This is a genomic window from Acidovorax sp. GW101-3H11, from assembly GCF_001633105.1.
In the GTDB taxonomy this organism is placed as follows: Bacteria; Pseudomonadota; Gammaproteobacteria; order Burkholderiales; family Burkholderiaceae_C; genus Acidovorax.
Map to the genome: position 1 here is coordinate 45,666 of NZ_LUKZ01000028.1, position 19,364 is coordinate 65,029.

General features: G+C 66.6%; 16 protein-coding genes. 11 read left to right on the forward strand and 5 right to left on the reverse strand.

The window, feature by feature from the left end; translation table 11 throughout:
* Positions 1-166 precede the first annotated feature (166 nt).
* Complete coding sequence (gene xdhB, locus A1D30_RS20070) at positions 167-2,515, reverse strand: xanthine dehydrogenase molybdopterin binding subunit (RefSeq protein WP_063462496.1); 2,349 nt, start codon at positions 2,513-2,515, stop codon at positions 167-169.
* A complete protein-coding gene (xdhA, locus tag A1D30_RS20075) occupies positions 2,512-4,020 on the reverse strand; it encodes a xanthine dehydrogenase small subunit (protein ID WP_063462497.1) in 1,509 nt (502 codons plus the stop codon). The genes xdhB and xdhA overlap by 4 nt, the downstream gene beginning before the upstream one ends.
* 110 nt (positions 4,021-4,130) lie before the next feature.
* Here xdhA and A1D30_RS20080 point away from each other — a divergent pair, with 110 nt between their 5' ends.
* From A1D30_RS20080 to A1D30_RS20110, 7 genes are all read left to right on the forward strand, one after another.
* Positions 4,131-5,063, forward strand: a complete 933-nt coding sequence (locus A1D30_RS20080; protein WP_082836548.1) for a LysR family transcriptional regulator — start codon at positions 4,131-4,133, stop codon at positions 5,061-5,063.
* 79 nt (positions 5,064-5,142) lie between these two features.
* Positions 5,143-6,744, forward strand: coding sequence for an ABC transporter ATP-binding protein (locus A1D30_RS20085; RefSeq protein ID WP_063462498.1), 1,602 nt, complete (start codon positions 5,143-5,145; stop codon positions 6,742-6,744).
* Positions 6,737-7,813, forward strand: a complete 1,077-nt coding sequence (locus tag A1D30_RS20090) for an ABC transporter permease (RefSeq protein ID WP_063462499.1) — start codon at positions 6,737-6,739, stop codon at positions 7,811-7,813. Before A1D30_RS20085 ends, A1D30_RS20090 begins: the two co-directional genes overlap by 8 nt.
* Positions 7,814-7,897: 84 nt before the next feature.
* Positions 7,898-8,818, forward strand: a complete 921-nt coding sequence (locus tag A1D30_RS20095; protein ID WP_063462500.1) for an ABC transporter permease — start codon at positions 7,898-7,900, stop codon at positions 8,816-8,818.
* Positions 8,819-8,927: 109 nt separating this feature from the next.
* Positions 8,928-10,094, forward strand: coding sequence for a BMP family ABC transporter substrate-binding protein (locus A1D30_RS20100; protein WP_063462501.1), 1,167 nt, complete (start codon positions 8,928-8,930; stop codon positions 10,092-10,094).
* A 107-nt stretch (positions 10,095-10,201) separates the two neighbouring features.
* Positions 10,202-11,182 (forward strand): aromatic ring-hydroxylating dioxygenase subunit alpha, encoded by a 981-nt coding sequence (locus A1D30_RS20105; RefSeq protein WP_063462502.1) that lies wholly within the window; start codon positions 10,202-10,204, stop codon positions 11,180-11,182.
* A complete protein-coding gene (locus A1D30_RS20110; RefSeq protein WP_063462503.1) occupies positions 11,182-12,234 on the forward strand; it encodes an adenosine deaminase in 1,053 nt (350 codons plus the stop codon). Before A1D30_RS20105 ends, A1D30_RS20110 begins: the two co-directional genes overlap by 1 nt.
* A 3-nt stretch (positions 12,235-12,237) precedes the next feature.
* On the opposite strand, the gene A1D30_RS20115 is transcribed toward A1D30_RS20110, so the two are convergent.
* Positions 12,238-12,684 carry an HIT family protein gene (locus tag A1D30_RS20115; RefSeq protein ID WP_063462504.1) on the reverse strand — a complete coding sequence of 149 codons (447 nt, stop codon included), beginning with the start codon at positions 12,682-12,684 and terminating at the stop codon, positions 12,238-12,240.
* A 122-nt stretch (positions 12,685-12,806) separates the two neighbouring features.
* Between A1D30_RS20115 and A1D30_RS20120 the strand changes: the two genes are divergently transcribed.
* From A1D30_RS20120 to A1D30_RS20135, 4 genes are all read left to right on the forward strand, one after another.
* A complete protein-coding gene (locus A1D30_RS20120; protein ID WP_063462505.1) occupies positions 12,807-13,919 on the forward strand; it encodes a BMP family ABC transporter substrate-binding protein in 1,113 nt (370 codons plus the stop codon).
* A 209-nt stretch (positions 13,920-14,128) separates the two neighbouring features.
* On the forward strand, positions 14,129-15,427 hold the full coding sequence (gene guaD / locus A1D30_RS20125; protein WP_063462506.1) for a guanine deaminase: 1,299 nt from the start codon (positions 14,129-14,131) through the stop codon (positions 15,425-15,427).
* Between the two features lie 85 nt (positions 15,428-15,512).
* On the forward strand, positions 15,513-16,085 hold the full coding sequence (gene dcd, locus A1D30_RS20130) for a dCTP deaminase (protein WP_063462507.1): 573 nt from the start codon (positions 15,513-15,515) through the stop codon (positions 16,083-16,085).
* Positions 16,086-16,223: 138 nt separating this feature from the next.
* Entirely contained in the window at positions 16,224-16,505 is a 282-nt protein-coding gene (locus A1D30_RS20135) for a hypothetical protein (protein WP_063462508.1), read from the forward strand.
* 45 nt (positions 16,506-16,550) lie between these two features.
* On the opposite strand, the gene A1D30_RS20140 is transcribed toward A1D30_RS20135, so the two are convergent.
* Both A1D30_RS20140 and A1D30_RS20145 read right to left on the reverse strand, forming a co-directional pair.
* Positions 16,551-18,251, reverse strand: a complete 1,701-nt coding sequence (locus A1D30_RS20140) for a sensor domain-containing diguanylate cyclase (RefSeq protein ID WP_063462509.1) — start codon at positions 18,249-18,251, stop codon at positions 16,551-16,553.
* A gap of 11 nt (positions 18,252-18,262) precedes the next feature.
* Positions 18,263-19,225, reverse strand: a complete 963-nt coding sequence (locus A1D30_RS20145; RefSeq protein ID WP_063462510.1) for a delta(1)-pyrroline-2-carboxylate reductase family protein — start codon at positions 19,223-19,225, stop codon at positions 18,263-18,265.
* Positions 19,226-19,364 lie beyond the last annotated feature (139 nt).

Here is a 19,364-nt window from a genome sequence, read left to right on the forward strand (position 1 = left end):
AACGGCTCCTGGGTAGCGCCCAGGCTTCGACAGAAGCTCAGCCCGAACGGATGGGAGGCGTTGAACTGGTTTCGATCCACTCAATCCGAACGGTGAGTGGAAATTGAGACGCTATAAAAATAATAGCTTCAAAGACACAATCAGCAGGCGGTAGAGGCCAAAAACCTCAATCCCCCACCCGCCCCAACGCCCTCAACACATTCTCCGCAGTCGCCGGCGCCGTCAACACCACCGGCGCCGTAGCATCCACGCCACTGCGCCCAGCCGCCACCGCATTGCGCAGCGCCTCGTACACACTGATCGCCAGCATGAACGGCGGCTCGCCCACCGCCTTGCTGCCGCCCACGTTGTCCTCCCGGTTCGCTTCGGGCCACAAGTCCACCTTGAAGTGCGCCGGGATGTCCCCCGTGGCCGGGATCTTGTACGTGCTGGGCGCGTGGGTGGCTAGGTAGCCCTTGTCGTTCCACACCAACTGCTCGGTCGTGAGCCAGCCCATGCCCTGCACAAAGCCGCCCTCGATCTGGCCGATGTCGATGGCCGGGTTGATGCTGTGGCCCACGTCGTGCAGGATGTCCACCTTCAGCACGCGGCTCTCGCCCGTCAGGGTGTCGATGGCCACCTCGGTGCAGGCGGCGCCGTAGCTGAAGTAATAAAACGGCCGGCCCGTGAGCGTGGCCTTGTCGTAGTGGATCTTGGGCGTGCGATAAAAGCCATCGCTCCACAGCTGGATGCGGTTGGCGTACGCCTCCTTGACCACGGCGTCGAAGCTGCGCACGGCCTTGGGCGAGATCACCTGGCCACCCGCGAACCGGATAGCACCTGCGCCGCAGCCGTCCAGGCCGCACACGAACGAGGCCAGGTTGTCGCGCACGTTGCGCGCGGCGTACTGGGCGGCGCGGCCGTTCAGGTCGGTGCCGCTGCTGGCCGCCGTGGCGCTGGCGTTGGGCACCTTGCTGGTGTCGCTGGCCGTGACCAGCACGCGGGCGAGGGGCACGCCCAGCTCGTCGGCCACGATCTGCGCCACTTTGGTGTGCAGGCCCTGGCCCATTTCGGTGCCGCCGTGGTTCACCTGCACGCTGCCGTCGGTGTACACATGCACCAGCGCGCCCGCCTGGTTGAACAATGTGGCCGTGAAGCTGATGCCGAACTTGACGGGCGTGATGGCGATGCCGCGCTTGATGACCGGGTTGTGCGCGTTCCAGGCTGCAATTTCGGCCTGGCGCTGGCGGTAGCCCGAGGTTTGCTCCAGCGTGGGCAGCAGCTCGTGCAGGATGTTGTCTTCCACCGCCATCTGGTAGTGGGTGACGTTGCGGCCGCTGCTGGCGTCCTTGCCATACAGGTTGGCCAGGCGCACGTCCTGTGCGTCCAAACCCAGCGTGCGCGCGATGTCGCCCAGGATGGCCTCGATCACGATCACGCCTTGCGGGCCGCCAAAACCGCGGAACGCGGTGTGGCTCTGCGTGTGGGTCTTGCAGCGGTACGAGGCGATTTCGACATCGCTCAGGTAATAGGCGTTGTCGCTGTGGAACACGGCGCGGTCGGCCACGGGGCCCGACAGGTCAGCGCTGAAGCCGCAGTTGGCCGCCATGTGCAGCTTCAGGCCCGTGATGCGGCCGGAGTTGTCAAAGCCCACGTCGTACTCGTATGCAAACGGGTGGCGCTTGCCGGTGACCAAGAAGTCCTCGTCCCGGTCCAGCCGCAGCTTGATGGGGCGGCCGAACTTGTTGGCCGCCACAGCGGCCCACACAGCGAGGTGGCCGGCCTGGGTTTCCTTGCCGCCAAAGCCGCCACCCATGCGGCGGCATTCCACGCGCACCGCATGGTTGTCGATGCCCAAGGCGTGCGAGACCCAATGCTGCACCTCGCCCGGGTGCTGGGTGCTGGAGTAGACCCACCACTGTTTTTGCTCCAGCGGCATGGCGTAGGCGATCTGGCCTTCGAGGTAGAAATGCTCCTGCCCGCCCACCTCGAACGCGCCGCTCAGGCGGTGGGGAGATTGCGCCAGGCCCGTGGCCGCATCGCCCCGGCGCACAAACACCGGCGGCAGCACATAACTTTGCGCCTTCAAAGCGTCCTGCACCGTCAGCACGGCAGGCAGGGGGGTGATGTCGAGCTTGACGGCGCGCACCGCACGGCGTGCCTGCATGACCGAGTCGGCCACCACCAGGCCGATGACCTGGCCCACAAACTGCACGCTATCGATGGCAAACACCGGTTCGTCGTGCGCAAAGGCGGCCAGGATCTTGTCGCCGGGCACATCGCTGGCCAGCACTACGCCACGCACGCCGGGCAGCGCGAGGGCGGCGGTGGCATCCACCCCGTTCAGGCGGCCATGCGCCACCGTGGAGAGGATGGGTGCCGCATACAGCGTGCCCTTCACCTCGGGCAGGTCGTCGATGTAGTGGGCGGCGCCTGCCACCTGGGCGCGGGCGCTTTCGTGGATGTGCGAGTGGCCCATGGCGGCCCGCGTGGGCGAGGGCAGGGCCTGGGTGGGGATGTGTTCGGGGGCGTTCATACCGTGGCCTCCAGCGTCAAGGTGTCCAGGCTCACCGAGGGGTGGCCCTGGCTCTCCAGCCAGTAGCGTTGCAGCAGGCTGCCCAGCACCTGGCGGCGGTAGGCGCCACTGGCGCGCATGTCCGAGATGGGGCTGAACTCGGCCTGCAGCACGGCGGCGGCGCGCTGTGCAGTGGCCTCGGTCCAGGGCTGGCCGACCAGCGCAGCCTCTGTCTGCCGCGCACGGGCCGGGGTGGCGGCCACGCCGCCCGCGCCGATGCTGGCGCGCTGCACGGTGCCGTCCACGATGTCGAGGTTCAGCACCAAGCAGACGGCAGAGATGTCGTCGTCAAAGCGCTTTGAAATCTTGTATGCCCGGAGCTGTTCTTGCGGGGTGGGGCGGGGCACCACGATGCGCACCAGCAACTCATCCGCAGCCATCACGTTCTGCCGGTAGCCGGTGTACAGGTCTTCCAGCGGCAGCTGGCGCTCGCCCCGGGCCTGGCTGGCCAGCACCACCTGGGCGCGCAGCGCGATCAGGAGCGGCATGGAGTCGCCAATGGGCGAGCCGTTGGCCACGTTGCCGCCCAGCGTGCCGGAGTTGCGCACGGGCAGCCCCGCAAACCGCGTGGCAAAGCGGTGCAGTTGCGGCCACTGTGCGGTGAGGGCTGCAAATGCGTCGGTCAGGCTCACGGCCGCGCCGATGTGGATGGCCTCGGCGTGCTGCGCCACCTCGCGCAGCTCGGCTGCGCGGGTCACGTCGATCACCTGCGTGTATTGCTTGTGCTGCTTGGTCACCCACAGCCCCACGTCGGTACAGCCCGCCACGATCTGCGCAGCGGGGTGGGCGGCGCGTGCGGCCAGCAGGGCGGCCTGGCTGGTGGGGGCGATATAAGAAAAATTGGCTGCTTGCGCGCTCTGGTCTTGTGCCAGAAGCTTCAGTTTTTGTAGCACTTCGGCTTCATTGACTGCCATGCCGGGCAGCGATGCCATCTGCTGGGCGGCGTCGAGGATGGGGCGGTAGCCGGTGCAGCGGCACAGGTTGCCCGAGAGTTCTTCCTGCGCCAGCTCGCGGGTGATGGGCTCACCGTGGCAAACGTGGTTCTGGTACATGCCAAACAGGCTCATGACGAAGCCCGGTGTGCAGAAGCCGCACTGGGAGCCGTGGCACTGCACCATCGCTTCCTGCGCAGGATGGAGCGTGATCGTTTGTGGGGCAGCGGGGGCCTCACCCACCGGCTGGATCAGCGGGTCTTCGGCCAGGTCTTCCACCGTCCACAGCGCCATGCCATTCACCGAATGGGCCAGGCGGATGCAGCTGTTCACGGCGCTGTAGTGCAGCTGGCCGCCGCGTTCTTCGCCCAGCACCACGGTGCAGGCGCCGCAGTCGCCTTCGCCGCAGCCCTCCTTGGTGCCGGTGTTGCCCAGGTCTTCGCGCAGCACCTCCAGCAGGGTGCGGTCGGGTGGTACATTGCCCAGCGCCACGGGCTGGCCTCGGCGCAGGAATTGCAAGGGTCGGGTGGTCATGACGGATGCCGCTTCTTCGATTGCTATCAATTCTTCAATTCATCAGAGGGTAGGGCGCCCTGAGGCCTTCAGCATAAGTACAAGCTTATGACATCAATGCACGCACTGCTATGAGAGACCACGCCCTTTTCGACAAGATAGACCTCCATCTCATAAGGGTCTTGCACACCGTGCTCACAGAACGCAGCGTATCGAGGGCCGCCGTCCGCCTGGGCATGCACCAGCCGGCGGTGTCGGCTGCGCTCAAAAGGCTGCGCGACCTGTCGGGCGACCCGCTGCTGGTGCGCTCCGGCGCCAGCATGATGCCCACCGACGCCGCGCTGCGCATGGTGGAGCCCGCCGGGGCCATCCTGCGTGCGGCCGAGGCACTGTTTTCGGATGCACGCGGGTTTGACCCGCGCACGGCCACCCGCACCTTCCGCGTGGCGGCCAGCGACTACCTCGACCCGCTGTTCCTGCCCCAGCTCGTGGCTCGCATCAAGGTCGAAGCCCCTTTGTGCCCCATCGAGATCCTGCCCTTGTCGGCCGACGCACACTACCACGCGCACCTGGCCCAGGGCGATGTGGACGTGGTGATCGGCAACTGGCCGCAGCCGCCGGACGACCTGCACATGGGCCGCCTGTTTGGTGACGAGGTGGTGTGCCTGGTCGGCAAGGACCACCCCGCCGTGCGGCGCGGCTGGGACGTGGAGAGCTGGCTGGCCGCCGAGCACATCGCCCCCACGCCCACCCACCCTGGCGCGCGGGGCGTGATCGACGCCCACCTGGACAGCCTGGGCATGCAGCGCCACATCACGGCGCGCTGCGCGCATTTCAGCCTCATCCCCAGCATAGTGGCATCGAGCTTGCTTGTGCTGACCACCGGCCGCCAGTACTGCGAGCGGTATGTGGACCAGCTGCCGCTGGCCATCCTGCCCTGCCCGGTGCCGTTTCCCCGGCTCATGTACTACCAGCTGTGGCATGCGCGCACGCACCATTCGGCGGCCGCCGTGTGGCTGCGCGAATGTGTGAAGGCTGTCGCGTCTTCGCTACGAAAAGAATAGCTGCTTGGGTATGCTGAACAAGCGCAAGAAGGTGTTTTCGTTCCTATAACAAGTTGTAAAACTGAGAGACAATCCCCGCATGAGCTCACCTCCTATTCCCTCCGCCCCGGGGGCGTCGCCGCCGCCCCGGCTGCAGCTTGTGGGCATCACCAAGCGCTACCCGGCCGTGGTGGCCAACAGCGGTGTCTCGCTCACCGTGCTGCCGGGTGAAATTCATGCGGTGCTGGGCGAAAACGGCGCGGGCAAGTCCACGCTGATGAAGATCATCTACGGCTCGGTCAAGCCCGATGAAGGCAGCGTGTTCTTCAACGGCCAGGCTGTGCAGGTGCGCAACCCGCAAGAGGCGCGCGCCCTGGGCATCGCCATGGTGTTCCAGCACTTCAGCCTGTTCGACACGCTCACCGTTGCCGAGAACGTGTGGCTGGGCCTGGACAAGAGCCTGACGCTGGCCGAAGTCACGCAGCGCATCAGCGCCAAGGCGGCCGAATATGGCCTCGACATCGATCCGCTGCGCCCCGTGCACACCCTGAGCGTGGGCGAGATGCAGCGCGTGGAAATCATCCGCGCGCTGCTCACCAACCCCAAGGTGCTGATCCTGGACGAGCCCACCTCGGTGCTCACGCCCCAGGCGGTCGAAAAGCTGTTTGTGGTGTTGCGCAAGCTCGCCAGCGAGGGCTGCAGCATCCTCTACATCAGCCACAAGCTGCATGAGATTCGCGCGCTGTGCACCGCCTGTACCGTGCTGCGCGGCGGCAAAGTCACGGGCGTGTGCAACCCGTCCGAAGAGACCAATGCGTCCCTGTCGCGCCTGATGATCGGTGCCGAGCCGCCTGCGCTGGAACACCGCGCCGTGCAGACCGGCGCCACCGTGCTGCGCGTCAAGGGCCTGTCGCTGCCGCGTGCCGACCAGTTCGGTGTGGATTTGATCGACCTGCAGTTCGAGGTGAAGGCGGGCGAGGTGGTGGGCATTGCCGGGGTGTCGGGCAATGGGCAAAAAGAACTGCTCTACGCGCTGTCGGGCGAAGACCAGCGCGCGGAGCCTGCGAGCATCCAGGTGACGGGCCAGAACGCGGGCCGCATGGGCCCGGGCCAGCGCCGCGCGTTGGGCCTGCACTTTGTGCCCGAGGAGCGCCTGGGCCGGGGCGCCGTGCCCACCATGGGCCTGGCGCACAACCTGCTGCTCACGCGCAAGAACGCAGTTGGCGGCAGCGGCTGGATCAAGGTGGGAGCGCTGCAAAAGCATGCCGAGGACATCATCCAGCGCTTCAATGTGAAGGCGGGTGGCCCGCATTCGGCGGCCAAGTCGCTGTCGGGCGGCAACCTGCAGAAGTTCATCGTGGGGCGCGAGATCGACGCCAACCCGAAGCTGCTCATCGTCTCGCAACCCACCTGGGGTGTGGACGTGGGGGCGGCCGCGCAGATTCGCGGCTCCATCCTGGCGCTGCGCGATGCGGGCTGCGCCGTGCTGGTGGTGAGTGAGGAGCTGGACGAATTGTTTGAAATCTGCGACCGGCTGCATGTGGTGGCGAAGGGGCGCCTGTCGCCGTCGGTGCAGCGCGCCGAGGCCACGGTGGAGCGCATCGGTGAATGGATGAGCGGGCTGTGGCACGCCGACGTGCAGGCCCACCTGGCGCAGCAGCAACAACAACAGAATCGGGCCGGGGAGGTGCAGCATGCTTAAGCTGGAACCGCGCCCTCAGGCGTCGAAACTCTGGACCTATGGCTCTCCGCTACTGGCGCTGGCCTTCACGGTGCTGATTGGTGTGGTCCTGTTCATCGCACTGGGCAAAGACCCGGTGCGCGGGCTGCAGGTGTTCTTCTGGGAGCCCGTCAAGACGCAGTACGCCATTGGCGAACTCATGGTCAAGGCCACGCCGCTGCTGCTGATTGCGCTGGGGCTGGCCGTGTGCTTCCGCTCCAACGTGTGGAACATCGGTGCCGAGGGGCAGTTTGTCATTGGCGCCGTGGTGGCCGGTGGCGTGGCGCTGCTGGCCGACAAGACCACCGGCCCCTGGATCGTGCCCGCCATCCTGCTCGCCGGGGTGCTGGGCGGCATGGCCTGGGCGGGGCTCACGGCGCTGTTGCGTGACAAGTTCAACGCCAACGAAATCCTGGTCAGCCTGATGCTGGTCTATGTGGCCACGCTGGTGCTGGGCTACCTGGTCTATGGTCCGTGGAAGGACCCCATGGGCTACAACTTCCCGCAGACCAAGACCTTCGAGAAGGTCACGCAGATCCCGCGCCTGATGCAGGGCTCGCGCATGTCCATCGGCCTGCTGCTGGCCCTGGCCGGGGCGGCTGCGCTGTGGGTGTTTTTGTTCCGCACCCGTGCAGGTTTTGCCCAGCAGGTGGGCGGCCTGGCACCGGCGGCGGCACGCTATGCGGGCTTTTCGTCGCGCCGCGCGCTGTGGACAGCGCTGCTCATTTCGGGTGGTGCGGCGGGCCTGGCGGGCGCGCTGGAGGTGGCAGGGCCCATCGGCCAGCTCACGCCCTATGTGCCTGCGGGCTACGGCTTTGCGGCCATCATCGTGGCCTTTGTGGGGCGGCTGCACCCGGTGGGCATGATCCTCTCGGCCATCCTCATGAGCATGTTCTACATCGGCGGTGAACTCGCGCAGTCGCGCCTGGGCCTGCCCAAGTCGCTGACCGGCGTGTTCCAGGGCTTGCTGCTGTTCACGCTGCTGGCCTGTGACACATTGATTGCCTACCGCATCCGCTGGGTGGGCGCAAAGAAGGTGGTAAAGACATGAGCCCCCACACTCATCACTTCGTGTATTCGTTGCCCCCCGTGGGGGTGCAAGCCTCCCTTGGGGCGGCCCGGCGGGAGGCTTGATATGGAATCCTACGCACTCCTCATCGGCGCCACGCTCAGCGCGGGCACCGTGCTGGCCATCGCGGCCCTGGGCCTGCTCATCAACGAGAAGGCCGGCATCGTCAACTTGGGCGCCGAGGGCATGATGCTCTGCGCCGCCATTGCGGGCTTTGCCACTGTGGTGCACACGGGCAACACCTGGCTGGGCTTTGCCGCAGGCATGGCCGCAGGTGCCGTGCTGGCCGCCATCTTTGGTGTGCTGGTGATCTGGCTCAACACCAACCAGTACGCCACGGGGTTGGCGCTCAGCCTGTTCGGCGTGGGCTTCTCGGCCTTTGCGGGCATCAGCTATGTGCAGGCCAAGCTGCCCGAGCTGCCCAAGTACGCGATTCCTGTGCTGGGCGATGTGCCGCTGCTGGGCCCGGCGCTGTTCCAGCAGCACCCGCTGGTGTACCTCACCATGCTGCTGGTGGCGGGGCTGATCTGGTTCCTGTACCGCTCGCGCGCCGGGCTGGTGCTGCGGTCGGTGGGCGAATCGCCCGAGTCGGCCCACGCGCTGGGTTACCCGGTGCGCCGCATCCGGCTGCTGGCCGTGGTGGTGGGCGGCGCCCTGTGCGGGCTGGCGGGGGCTTACATCTCCACCGTCTACACCCCGCTGTGGGTCGAGGGCATGGTGGCCGGGCGCGGCTGGATCGCGCTGGCGCTCACCACCTTTGCCACCTGGCGCCCGGCACGGGTGTTGCTTGGGGCTTATCTGTTTGGTGGCGTGACCATGCTGCAGTTCCATTTGCAGGCCACGGGCGTGCAGGTGGCCAGCCAGTTGCTGAGCATGTTGCCGTATGTGGCCACCATCGTGGTGCTGGCGCTGATATCGCGCAACCCGACATGGATCCGCATCAACATGCCGGCATCGCTGGGCAAGCCGTTTTATCCGGGCTCCTGAAAGGGGTTGTCCGCGTGAAAATCTGGTTACCCTGCGGTAGATCGCACCATAATCACCGTTTTCGTCCCTCAACCTTTGCAAGTCTTACTTCTTCGATAAGGAAACCGACATGACTGATCTGCAGAAACGCTCCATGCTCAAGGTGGCAGCGCTCTCCGCCGTGGCCGCTGCTGCCCTCGTGGGCTGTGGCAAGAAGGAAGAACCGGCACCGGCCCCCGCGCCTGCACCGGCACCCGTTGCAGAAGCACCGGCCCCCAAGCCCGAGCCACTGAAGATCGCGTTTGCCTATGTCGGCCCGGTGGGCGACGGCGGCTGGTCGTTTGCGCACGACAACGGTCGCAAGGCCATCGAGAAGGAATTCGGCGACAAGGTCGTGACGAGCTTTGTGGAAAGCGTGCCCGAGTCTGCCGACGCCGAGCGCGTGCTGCGCGACCTGGCTGGTCAGGGCAACAAGCTGATCTTCGGCACCACCTTTGGCTACATGGAATCCATGCTCAAGGTCGCTGAAGACAACAAGGGCATCAAGTTCGAGCATGCCACCGGCTACAAGACCGCCGAGAACATGCGCACCTACGACAGCCGCACCTACGAAGGTGCGTACATGGCGGGCGTGATCGCCGGTGCCATGACCAAGTCCAACACGCTGGGCGTGGTCGGCTCGGTGCCAATCCCTGAAGTGATCCGCAACATCAACAGCTTCACGCTGGGTGCGCAGTCGGTCAACCCCAAGATCAAGACCAAGGTGGTCTGGGTGAACGAATGGTTCAGCCCACCGAAGGAAACCGAAGCCGCCACCAGCCTGATCAACGGCGGTGCCGACGTGCTGTTCCAGAACACCGACTCGCCCGCCGTGCTGAAGACGGCGCAGGAGAAGGGCAAGCGCGCCTTCGGCTGGGATTCGGACATGACCGCCTACGGCCCCAAGGCCCACCTGGCATCGGCCATCATTAACTGGGGCCCGTACTACATCAAGGCCACCAAGGACGCACTGGAAGGCCAGTGGGCTTCGGGCCAAAGCTGGTGGGGTGTGAAGGAAGGCGCGATCGACATCGTCTCCATCGCCGAAGACGTGCCTGCCGACACCAAGGCCAAGGTCGAGTCCATCAAGAAGGGCCTGGCCGACGGCAGCTTCGTGATCTGGAAGGGTCCGATCGTGGGCCAGGACGGCAAGGAAGTGCTGGCCAAGGACGCCGTGGCCGATGACAAGTTCCTGGGCGGCGTGAACTTCTACGTCAAGGGCGTGGAAGGCAAGATCCCTGGCGGCGAGAAGAAGTAAGCACTTCTCACCCGTCACCGGGCGGCCTCTTGGGGCTGCCCGTTCAAAAGGGCTACCTTCCTGGGTGGCCCTTTTTCATTGGTTCAGTGCATTTTGGAGCAGGGACGATGGTTGAATCGACGTTGTGGCACCCCGTGGCACTGGCGGGTGATGTGGGGAACAGCCCATTGGCCGTGCAGTTGCTGGATCAGCCGCTGGTGCTGTGGCGTGATGGCCTGGGTGGGGTGCAGGCCTTGGCTGATCGGTGTCCGCACCGGGGTGCGCGCTTGTCGTTGGGCCGGGTCACGGTGCAGGGGCGGCTGGAGTGCCCCTACCATGGCTGGCAGTTCGAGGGCTCGGGCCAGTGCATGCATGTGCCCGCACTGCCCACGTTTGTGCCGCCCGCCACGCACTGCGCCCGGCACCACGAGGCCTGTGAGGCCTATGGCCTGGTGTGGGTGCGCATTGCGCCAGGCAGTGCAGCGTTGCCCCCATTTGCCGCCGAGCACGACGCACGCCTGCGCAAGCTCAACTGCGGCCCCTACGACGTGGCAGCGAGCGCGCCGCGCATCATCGAGAACTTTCTCGACATGGCGCACTTTGGTTTTGTGCATGAAGGCTGGCTGGGAAGCCGCGAAGCCACCGCCATCGACGACTACCGCGTGGAACCCACGCCCACCGGCATGCTGGCCACGGGCTGCAAGGCCTGGCAACCCCAGTCCAACCTGCATTCCACCGCAGCCGCCCAGGTCGAATACACCTACGAAGTCACGGCCCCCTACGCGGCCGTGCTGACCAAGGTGCCCGAGGCGGGCACCACGGCGGTGGACGGCTGGCGCGAGTCCATCGCGCTGTTCATCTGCCCCATGACGCCGGTGCGCAGCCGGGTGTGGTTCCGGCTGGCGGTGGCGGATTTCGATTCGCCCCACGAGAAGCTGCAGGCCTTCCAGCACACTATCTTCACGCAGGACCAGCCCGTGCTGGAGTCGCAAATGCCACAGTGCCTGCCACTGGACTTGCGCGCGGAGTTGCATACCGCCGCCGACAAGGCATCATCTGCCTACCGCCGCTTCTTGCGCCAGAGCGGCATCACCTTTGGAGTCTGCTGATGTTCAAGATCCCCCCCATCTCCGCCGAGCGCCTGCCCGGGCTGCTGCGTGCCATGCCCAAGGCCGAGCTGCACATCCACATCGAAGGTTCGCTGGAGCCCGAGCTGATCTTTGCCCTGGCGCAGCGCAATGAAATGACGCTGCCTTATGCCAGCGTGGAGGCCCTGCGCAGCGCCTATGCGTTCACCAACCTGCAGAGTTTTCTCGACATCTACTACGCGGGCGCCAGCGTGCTGATTCATGAGCAGGATTTTTATGACATGGCGCGCGCCTACCTGGGCCGCGCGGCGCGCGACAACGTGCTGCATGCTGAACTCTTTTTTGACCCGCAGACCCACACCGCACGCGGCGTGGCCATGGAGACCGTGATCAACGGCCTGCACCGGGCCTGCGAAGACGCACGCACCGAGCTGGGCATCAGCGCCACGCTGATCCTGTGTTTCCTGCGCCACCTGAGCGAGGAGTCTGCGTTTGAAACGCTGGAGCAGGCCATGCCGCTCATCGACAAGATCGTGGGCGTGGGGCTCGATTCCAGCGAATTGGGCCACCCGCCCGAGAAGTTTGCCCGTGTGTTTGCCCGCTGCCGTGAGCTGGGCCTGCACCTGGTCGCCCATGCGGGCGAGGAGGGGCCCCCCGCCTACATCTGGAGCGCGCTCGATGTGCTCAAGGTCGAGCGCATCGACCATGGTGTGCAGGCCGTGCACGACGCCGCACTGATGCAGCGCCTGGCGCAGGAGCGCATTGCACTCACGGTGTGCCCGCTGTCCAACCAGAAGCTGTGCGTGTTTCCCAACCTGGCCGACCACAACCTGGGCCAGCTGCTTGATGCGGGGCTGGCCGCCACGGTCAACTCCGACGACCCGGCCTACTTTGGTGGCTACATCAACGAAAACTTCACCCAGGTGTTTGCGGCCACGGGCCTCACGGCCAAACATGCCTACCAGCTGGCGTTCAACAGCTTCGAGGCGAGTTTTGCGGGCAATGCCGACAAGCGGGTGTGGGAACACAAGCTCAAGGAAACCTTTGAGCGGTGTGTGGAGCACGACTATTGATTTTCAGGCGCCTTTCAGCGCGGTGCGCACCCGGTCTGCATAGGCTTGCAGCACGGCGGGCCCCGGCTCCTTGCGGGGCCAGGTCAGCGCAATGCCGTCCTGCGCGTGGCGCGGCACCACGTGCAGGTGGAAGTGGAACACCGTCTGGTCGCCCTCGCGCCCATTGGCTTGCAGCAGGGTGAGCCCCGGTGGGTCGAACGCCCGGCGCACGGCCTGCGCCACACGCTGTGCGGTCTGCATGACGGCGGCCGCTTCTTCGGGCGTGATGTCGAACAAGGTGGCTGCGTGGCGCTTGGTGGCCACGAGCACATGGCCCGGGTTGACCTGGCCGATGTCCATGAAGGCGATGGTCAGGCGGTCTTCGTACACCGTGGCGGCCGGGATCTCGCCCGCCACCAGGCGGCAGAAGATGCATTGGCCGGGTGGCGAGGTGTCAACAAACATGGGCATGGGGCGGGTCTCCGAACGGTGGCAAAAGGCATGGTAGTGCCCCTCACTTAAAATACGCCGCAAAGGCTGCTGTCCCGGCAGCCTTTTGTTTTTTCTGTTTCGGGACCATGTAGAGGACCACCATGTACAAAAACCTCGCAGCCACACTCGTGGCCGCCTGTTTTTTCTCCCCCGTTTTTTCCCAGACCGCACCCGCGACCGTACCCACAAAAGGCAGCGCCGCCGAGCCCGTCAAGGCCGGTTTTGTCTATGTTTCGCCCATCACCGAGGCAGGCTGGACGCGCCAACACGAAGAAGGCCGCATAGCCGTCGAGGCAGCGCTCGGCCCGCAGGTGAAAACCACCTTTGTCGAGAACGTGGCCGAGGGTGCTGATGCCGAGCGTGTGATCCGCGACCTGGCTGCCACCGGCCACCAGATCATCTTCACGCCCAGCTTTGGCTACATGGAGCCCACGCTCAAGGTGGCGCAGGACTTCCCCAACGTGAAGTTCGAGTCCATCACCGGCTACAAGCAGGCCGCCAACGTGGCCACGGCCAACGCGCGCTACTACGAAGGCCGCTACCTCGCAGGCATTGCGGCAGGCCGCATGAGCAAGACCGGCGTGGCCGGGTTTGTGGCCGGGTTCCCCATCCCCGAGGTGCTGCAGGGCATCAATGCCTTCACCCTGGGCATGCGCTCGGCCAACCCCCAGGCCACCGTCAAGGTGGTGTGGCTCAACGTGTGGTTCGATCCGCCCAAGGAGCGCGACGCCGCCATGGCACTGTTCAACCAGGACGTGGATGTGATCGCGTTCCACACCGGCTCCACCGCCGTGATGGCGGCCGCGCAGGAGCGCGGCAAGATGGCGGTGGCCTACCACTCGGACATGCGCAAGACCGGGCCGGACGCCCAAATCGTGGCCGTGACGCACCAGTGGGGCGCCTACTACACCGAGCGCGTGCGTGCCGTGCAAAACGGCAGCTGGAAAAGCGCCAATGTCTGGGGCGGCGTGCGCGAGGGCATGATCCGCGTCGGCGATTTCGGCACCAAGGTGCCTGCCGCCGTGCAGCAGGAGGTGCTCAAGGCGCAGAAAGCTGTGGGAGCGGGCCAGCTCCAGCCTTTCCGCGCAGGCAAGGCGCCGGTGCGCGACAACGAAGGTCAGGAGCGCATTGCCCCCGGCCAGGCGCTGGCGGACGCGCAGATCCTGCAAATGAACTGGCTGGTGGAGGGCGTGGTGGGCAAGCTGGCGCGCTAGGAGCGGCTAACAAAACTCTTCTGGCGTCGTTGCAGCGTCTTGTCGTACTACTCGTACTGCCTGCGACGCAGCGCCTAGCCAGAACCGCTTCGCTGAGTTTTGTTCGCCGCTCTAAGTGGCCATCAGCACCACGCGTTTGCCGCCAACCCCATAGCCACTATGGGGCGCGCCGTATACAAGCGGCGCCCCCTGCCGCTAAGCTCGCCCCCATGCCTGTATACCGATCTGCCCTTTTGCGCTTTGCCGACGATGGCCGCGCCCTGTATGACGAAGATGGCCTGCTGGCCGTGGGCCCCGACGCCCAGGGACGCCAGCGTGTGCTGGCGGCGGGTGCCTGGCAGGCCCTGGCGCCGCAATTTGCGGGCGAGCCCGTGGTGCACCTGCCGGGGCGCATCCTGGCGCCGGGGTTTGTGGACATGCACATCCATTTCCCGCAGACCGATGTGATCGGCTCGCCTGCCGACGGCCTGCTGCCCTGGCTGGAGAACTACACCTTCCCCCACGAGTCGCGGTTTGTGGACCCGGGCTACAGCCAGCAGGTGGCCGAATTTTTTGTGGCCGAGCTGCTGCGCAACGGCGTGACCACGGCACTGGCGTTTTCGACCTCGCACCCCGCGTCGGCCGATGCCCTGTTTGCCGAGGCGCAGCGCCAGCAGATGCGCCTGATCACCGGCAAGGTGCTGCAGGACCGCCACTCGCCCGACGGCGTGCGTGACAACACCGAGCAGAGCCTGATCGACACCGAGGCGCTGATCCAGCGCTGGCACGGCGTGGACCGCCTGGGCTATGCCATCACCCCGCGTTTTGCGCCCACCAGCACCCCCGAGCAGCTGCGCGGCGCGGGCGAGCTGGCTGCGCGTTATCCCGATGTGTGGATCCAGTCGCATGTGGCCGAGAACCTTCATGAAATCCGTTGGGCGCGCGAGCTGTTCCCGGCCTCGCGCAGCTACCTGGGCGTGTACGACGACTTCGGCCTGATGCGCGAGCGGGCGGTGTACGCCCACTGCATCCACTTTGACGACGACGACCGGGCGCTGATGCGCGACACCGGCGCCACGGCGGCCGTCAGCCCTACCAGCAACCTGTTCCTGGGCAGCGGTTTTTTTGACTACGCTGGGGCCGACCGCGTGGGTTTTGGCTACGGCCTGGCCAGCGACGTGGGCGGCGGCACCAGCTTCAGCCCTTTCCACACCATGCTGGCGGCCTACTACGTGGGGCGAGAGGGCCAGACCAAGCAGGGCCTGAGCCTGTCGCCCCAGCAGTTATGGTGGCAGCACACGGCGGGCGCCGCCCGGGCGCTGGGCCTGGAGGGCGTGGTGGGCAACCTGCAGCCCGGCTGCGAGGCCGATTTTGTGGTGCTCAACCCGGCGGCCACGCCGCTGCTGGCGCGCAAGACACAGCAGGCGCGCAACCTGGAAGAGCTGCTCTTTGCGCTGATCGTGCTCGGCGACGACCGGGTGGTGGAGCAAACCGTGATTTCTCAAGCAAAATACGGCTCCCGCGCCTGATCATCAAGCGCTGTCAGCTACACATTTAATAGCGCCCGGCGGTTTTCATGAAAAGCAGCCAGGCCACTGCGCAGGGAGTTCTGCTATGAGCATCAAGAGCGACAAATGGATCCGCCGCATGGCGGCCGAGCACGGCATGATCGAGCCCTTCGAGCCCGGCCAGGTGCGCGAGGTCGAAGGCCGCAGGATCATCAGCTACGGCACCAGCAGCTACGGCTACGACATCCGCTGTGCGCCCGAATTCAAGGTGTTCACCAACATCCACAGCACCGTGGTGGACCCGAAGAACTTCGACGAGAAGAGTTTTGTGGATTTCGAAGGCGAGAGCTGCATCATCCCGCCCAACAGCTTTGCACTGGCGCGTACGGTCGAATACTTCCGCATCCCGCGCAACGTGCTCACCATCTGCCTGGGCAAAAGCACCTACGCACGCTGCGGCATCATCGTCAACGTGACCCCGTTTGAGCCCGAATGGGAAGGTTATGTGACACTGGAGTTCAGCAACACCACGCCCCTGCCCGCGCGCATCTATGCGGGCGAGGGCTGTGCCCAGGTGCTGTTCTTCGAGAGCGACAAGGACGACGTCTGCGAGGTCAGCTACCGTGACCGGGGCGGCAAGTACCAGGGCCAGGTGGGCGTGACGCTGCCCAAGGCCTGATTCGGCAGGGTGCACGGTGTGTCCCCCGGGCTTTCGTCCTACGTGGCCTCAGCCGCTTGGCTGAATGGCAGGCCCCGGCAGTTTTTTTAGCATGAACCCATGCCGCCGCGTGGTCTGGCGGCTGGATGGAGCCTTGCCATGCTGACCTTTGCTGCACCTTCTGCGCCTACTACCCAGGCCGAGGCGCCCCCGGGGCTGGCTGCCGGGGGCCCACCGGCCACCTACTGGCCTTGCGAGCTGCTCAATGCGTTTGTGCTGAAGATGGCGGCCAGCGGCCACTGCGTGAACATGTCCATGATGCTGGGCCACCGCCCCTATGCGCTGGAGCAGCTGGCGCTGGCGCGCGGTGCTGCAGATGGGGAACTGCACCACCTGGCCGCCCAGCTGCAGGCCTATTTCGAGACACCATCGTCCAGATAGCCAACGCGCCGTCTGCACTGCTGCACCCAGCGCTTTTCCAGGCCCTCAGGCCTCCACACACACCCGGTTGCGGCCCTGGCCCTTGGCTTCGTAGAGCGCGATGTCGCTGCGCCGCAGGATGGCGGCGCCGGTGTCGTCGGCACCCCGCATGCTGGCCACGCCAGCGCTCACGGTGATGGTGCCCACCACCGGGTCCTGCTGTTGGGCCATGGCGGTGACCAGGGTCTGGGCAATCGCACGCGCGCCTTCCAGGTCGGTGTCGGGCAGCAGCGCCACAAACTCCTCCCCTCCCAGCCGGGCGATCACGTCCGAGCCACGCAGCCGGGTTTCGAGCGTGCGCGCCAGCCGGCGCAGAACCTCGTCCCCGGCCTCGTGGCCGTAGGTGTCGTTCACGCGCTTGAAATGGTCCACGTCCACGGCGATCACGCTCAACGGCCGGGTGCTGCGCCGGGCCAGCGCCATGGCAAACGCCATCTGCGTCTCAAAACCGCGCCGGTTCAGCAGCCCGGTGAGGGCGTCGGTGCGCGCCTGCAGGTCGAGGGCGCGGTTGGCGGCCTCCAGCTCCAGGGTGCGCAGGCGCACTTTTTCTTCCATGGCCTCGCGGGCAGCCAGCAGCCGGTGCGTCATCCGGCCCAGCGCCTGCGAAAGCTGGTGCACCTCACGGTTGCTGTGCACGGCCGGGATGTTGCTGCCGGGCTGGCCCGCCTCCACCGCGCTGGCGGCTGCGGCCAGCGCATACAGGTCTTCGCTCAGGCGGCGTGCGGCCATCCAGGCCAGCGCCGAGGCCAGCAGGGCCGCCGTGAGGCCAATGGCCAGGGCCATGCGCACGGTGTGGTCGGCCTCGGCAAACGCCAGCTCGACCGGCTGGCGCGCCACGATGCGCCAGCCCAGGTCGCTGGCGGCATTGCGGGGTTGCAGCTGCGTGGCGGCCGTGAGGTAGCGCTTGCCGTCGAGCCAGGGCACCACGGCGGTTTGCAGATTTCCACCATCGCGGTTGTTGTTGATGTAGGTGCCCTCGGGCAGGCGCTGGCCAGCGGCTTGCAGCATGGTGCCGTGCCGCCGGGGCGCCAGGATCATCTGGCCCTGGCGGTCAAAGATGAACAGCTCCACCGCGTCTTCGACCGACGTGGCGGGCGTGAGGCCTTCGAGCACCTCGCGCGACCATTCCCAGCTGCCGTGGATGCCCAGCACGCCCACGGTGGTAGGGCCGATGCGGATGGGGGCGGCGAAGTCCACAAACCGGTGGGGCTCGCCAGATGCCGTGGGGGGCAACAGGCTCTCCAGCAGCTGGGCGGGGTGCACGTCGCCCACGTGCACCTCTTGCAGGCCGCGCTGGAACCAGGGGCGCTGCGCCACGCTGTGCCCCAGCAGCAGGCCGCCCGTGGCGTTGCGCACCACCCCTTGCGCGTCGGCCACACCGATCCAGAGGTTGTTGGGTTGCATGGCCTGGCTGCGGGCCAGCATGTGCTGGGCTTCGGGCGAATCCAGCCCCTCGGACCAGATCATGGCGGCGCTGGCCAGCACCTCGGCCTCCAGGCTGCGCTGCATCAGCCCGGCGGCCAGCAGCTTGCCTGCGTTTTCGGCCACGGCCTGGAGGGTCTCCCCTGCGTCACGTTGAATGCGGTGCTTGAGCAGCTCGCCAAAACCCAGCGACAGCAGCACGGCCAGTGCGATGACCAGCGTGCCGAACACCAGCGCAATCTGCATGCGCAGGCTGTGGTCGGAAAAGCGTGCGAGCCAGGCCATGGGCGGGCCAGTCAGGTGGAGGAGGGGGGCTGTGCGGCGCCCTGGCGCAGGGCCAGGCGCGCGGCGGCCAGGTCCCAGCCGGCCCAGCCACAGCTCTTGAACAACACCGGCCCGGCGGGGGCGCGGGGCGTCCACGGGCCGCAGACCACGTCCCGCAGCACGGGCAGCGCGGCCACGTCCAGCCCGGCTTGCAGCAGATCGCCCGCCTCGTGGCTGGCGTCGGCCGTGTCCACCACGATGCGGCCGTGCTCTGCCACATGCTGGCACAGCGCGGGCGCCAGCTCGGCCATGGCGGGGGTGAAGGCACCCACGGCGGTGATGAACGCATCGGCCCGGGGTGTGGCGTGCAGCACCAGGCTGCTGGCCGTGGTGCAGGCGGCCACCAGGGGGCAGTGGGCCAGGGCCGCGTCGGCATCGGCCACCACCCGCACCTGGGCGCCCAGTGCACGCACCTGTGTGGCCAGGGCTTCGGCGCTGGCGGCGCTGCGTGAACTGATCCAGACCTCCTGCACGCCCAGCCCGAGCACAAATGCCTCGGCATGCGCCAGGCCCTGCACCCCGGCGCCCACGATGAGCAAGGGGCCTTGCGGCGCCGGCGCCAGGTGCCGCGCCGCCAGCAGAGAGACCGCAGCCGTGCGCCGGGCCGTGACCGTGGGGCCGTCCAGCACCAGCTGGCGTGCGCCGGTGGCGATGTCGAACACCACCACGTCGCCCTGGATCGAGGGGCGTCCGGTGCCCGCGTTGGCGGGCGTGAAGGTGATGAGCTTGGTCATGGCCACGCTGCGGTCGGTGGCGGGCATCAGGAACAGGCTGCCGCCCTGGGCCAGCGGCAGCACGCTGCGGGCGGGCACCGAGACGGTGCTGTCGTGCAGCAGCTGGGCGATTTCGTCGGCCAGCGCGGACCAGGGCAGGCGCTGTGCGGTGGCGGCGGCATCCAGCGTGCCTGCGGCCAGGGTGGAGGGTGCAAAAGACATGGCTTGACTGTACACAGCGGCCAGCGTTTCCGGGCTGTTTGGCGGGGGCAATCCCCCGTTTCTCAGGGCATTCCCGGGCTTGCCCCACAGACTGGCTTAGAGCGGATAACAAAACCCAGCGCAGCGGTTCTGGCTAGGC

Excerpts from the sequence above, each read along its gene's own strand:
- xdhB (WP_063462496.1), bottom strand. The coding sequence starts at position 2,515 with ATGAACGCCCCCGAACACATCCCCACCCAGGCCCTGCCCTCGCCCACG.
- xdhA (WP_063462497.1), bottom strand. The coding sequence starts at position 4,020 with ATGACCACCCGACCCTTGCAATTCCTGCGCCGAGGCCAGCCCGTGGCG.
- A1D30_RS20080 (WP_082836548.1), top strand. The coding sequence starts at position 4,131 with ATGAGAGACCACGCCCTTTTCGACAAGATAGACCTCCATCTCATAAGG.
- A1D30_RS20085 (WP_063462498.1), top strand. The coding sequence starts at position 5,143 with ATGAGCTCACCTCCTATTCCCTCCGCCCCGGGGGCGTCGCCGCCGCCC.
- A1D30_RS20090 (WP_063462499.1), top strand. The coding sequence starts at position 6,737 with ATGCTTAAGCTGGAACCGCGCCCTCAGGCGTCGAAACTCTGGACCTAT.
- A1D30_RS20095 (WP_063462500.1), top strand. The coding sequence starts at position 7,898 with ATGGAATCCTACGCACTCCTCATCGGCGCCACGCTCAGCGCGGGCACC.
- A1D30_RS20100 (WP_063462501.1), top strand. The coding sequence starts at position 8,928 with ATGACTGATCTGCAGAAACGCTCCATGCTCAAGGTGGCAGCGCTCTCC.
- A1D30_RS20105 (WP_063462502.1), top strand. The coding sequence starts at position 10,202 with ATGGTTGAATCGACGTTGTGGCACCCCGTGGCACTGGCGGGTGATGTG.
- A1D30_RS20110 (WP_063462503.1), top strand. The coding sequence starts at position 11,182 with ATGTTCAAGATCCCCCCCATCTCCGCCGAGCGCCTGCCCGGGCTGCTG.
- A1D30_RS20115 (WP_063462504.1), bottom strand. The coding sequence starts at position 12,684 with ATGCCCATGTTTGTTGACACCTCGCCACCCGGCCAATGCATCTTCTGC.
- A1D30_RS20120 (WP_063462505.1), top strand. The coding sequence starts at position 12,807 with ATGTACAAAAACCTCGCAGCCACACTCGTGGCCGCCTGTTTTTTCTCC.
- guaD (WP_063462506.1), top strand. The coding sequence starts at position 14,129 with ATGCCTGTATACCGATCTGCCCTTTTGCGCTTTGCCGACGATGGCCGC.
- dcd (WP_063462507.1), top strand. The coding sequence starts at position 15,513 with ATGAGCATCAAGAGCGACAAATGGATCCGCCGCATGGCGGCCGAGCAC.
- A1D30_RS20135 (WP_063462508.1), top strand. The coding sequence starts at position 16,224 with ATGCTGACCTTTGCTGCACCTTCTGCGCCTACTACCCAGGCCGAGGCG.
- A1D30_RS20140 (WP_063462509.1), bottom strand. The coding sequence starts at position 18,251 with ATGGCCTGGCTCGCACGCTTTTCCGACCACAGCCTGCGCATGCAGATT.
- A1D30_RS20145 (WP_063462510.1), bottom strand. The coding sequence starts at position 19,225 with ATGTCTTTTGCACCCTCCACCCTGGCCGCAGGCACGCTGGATGCCGCC.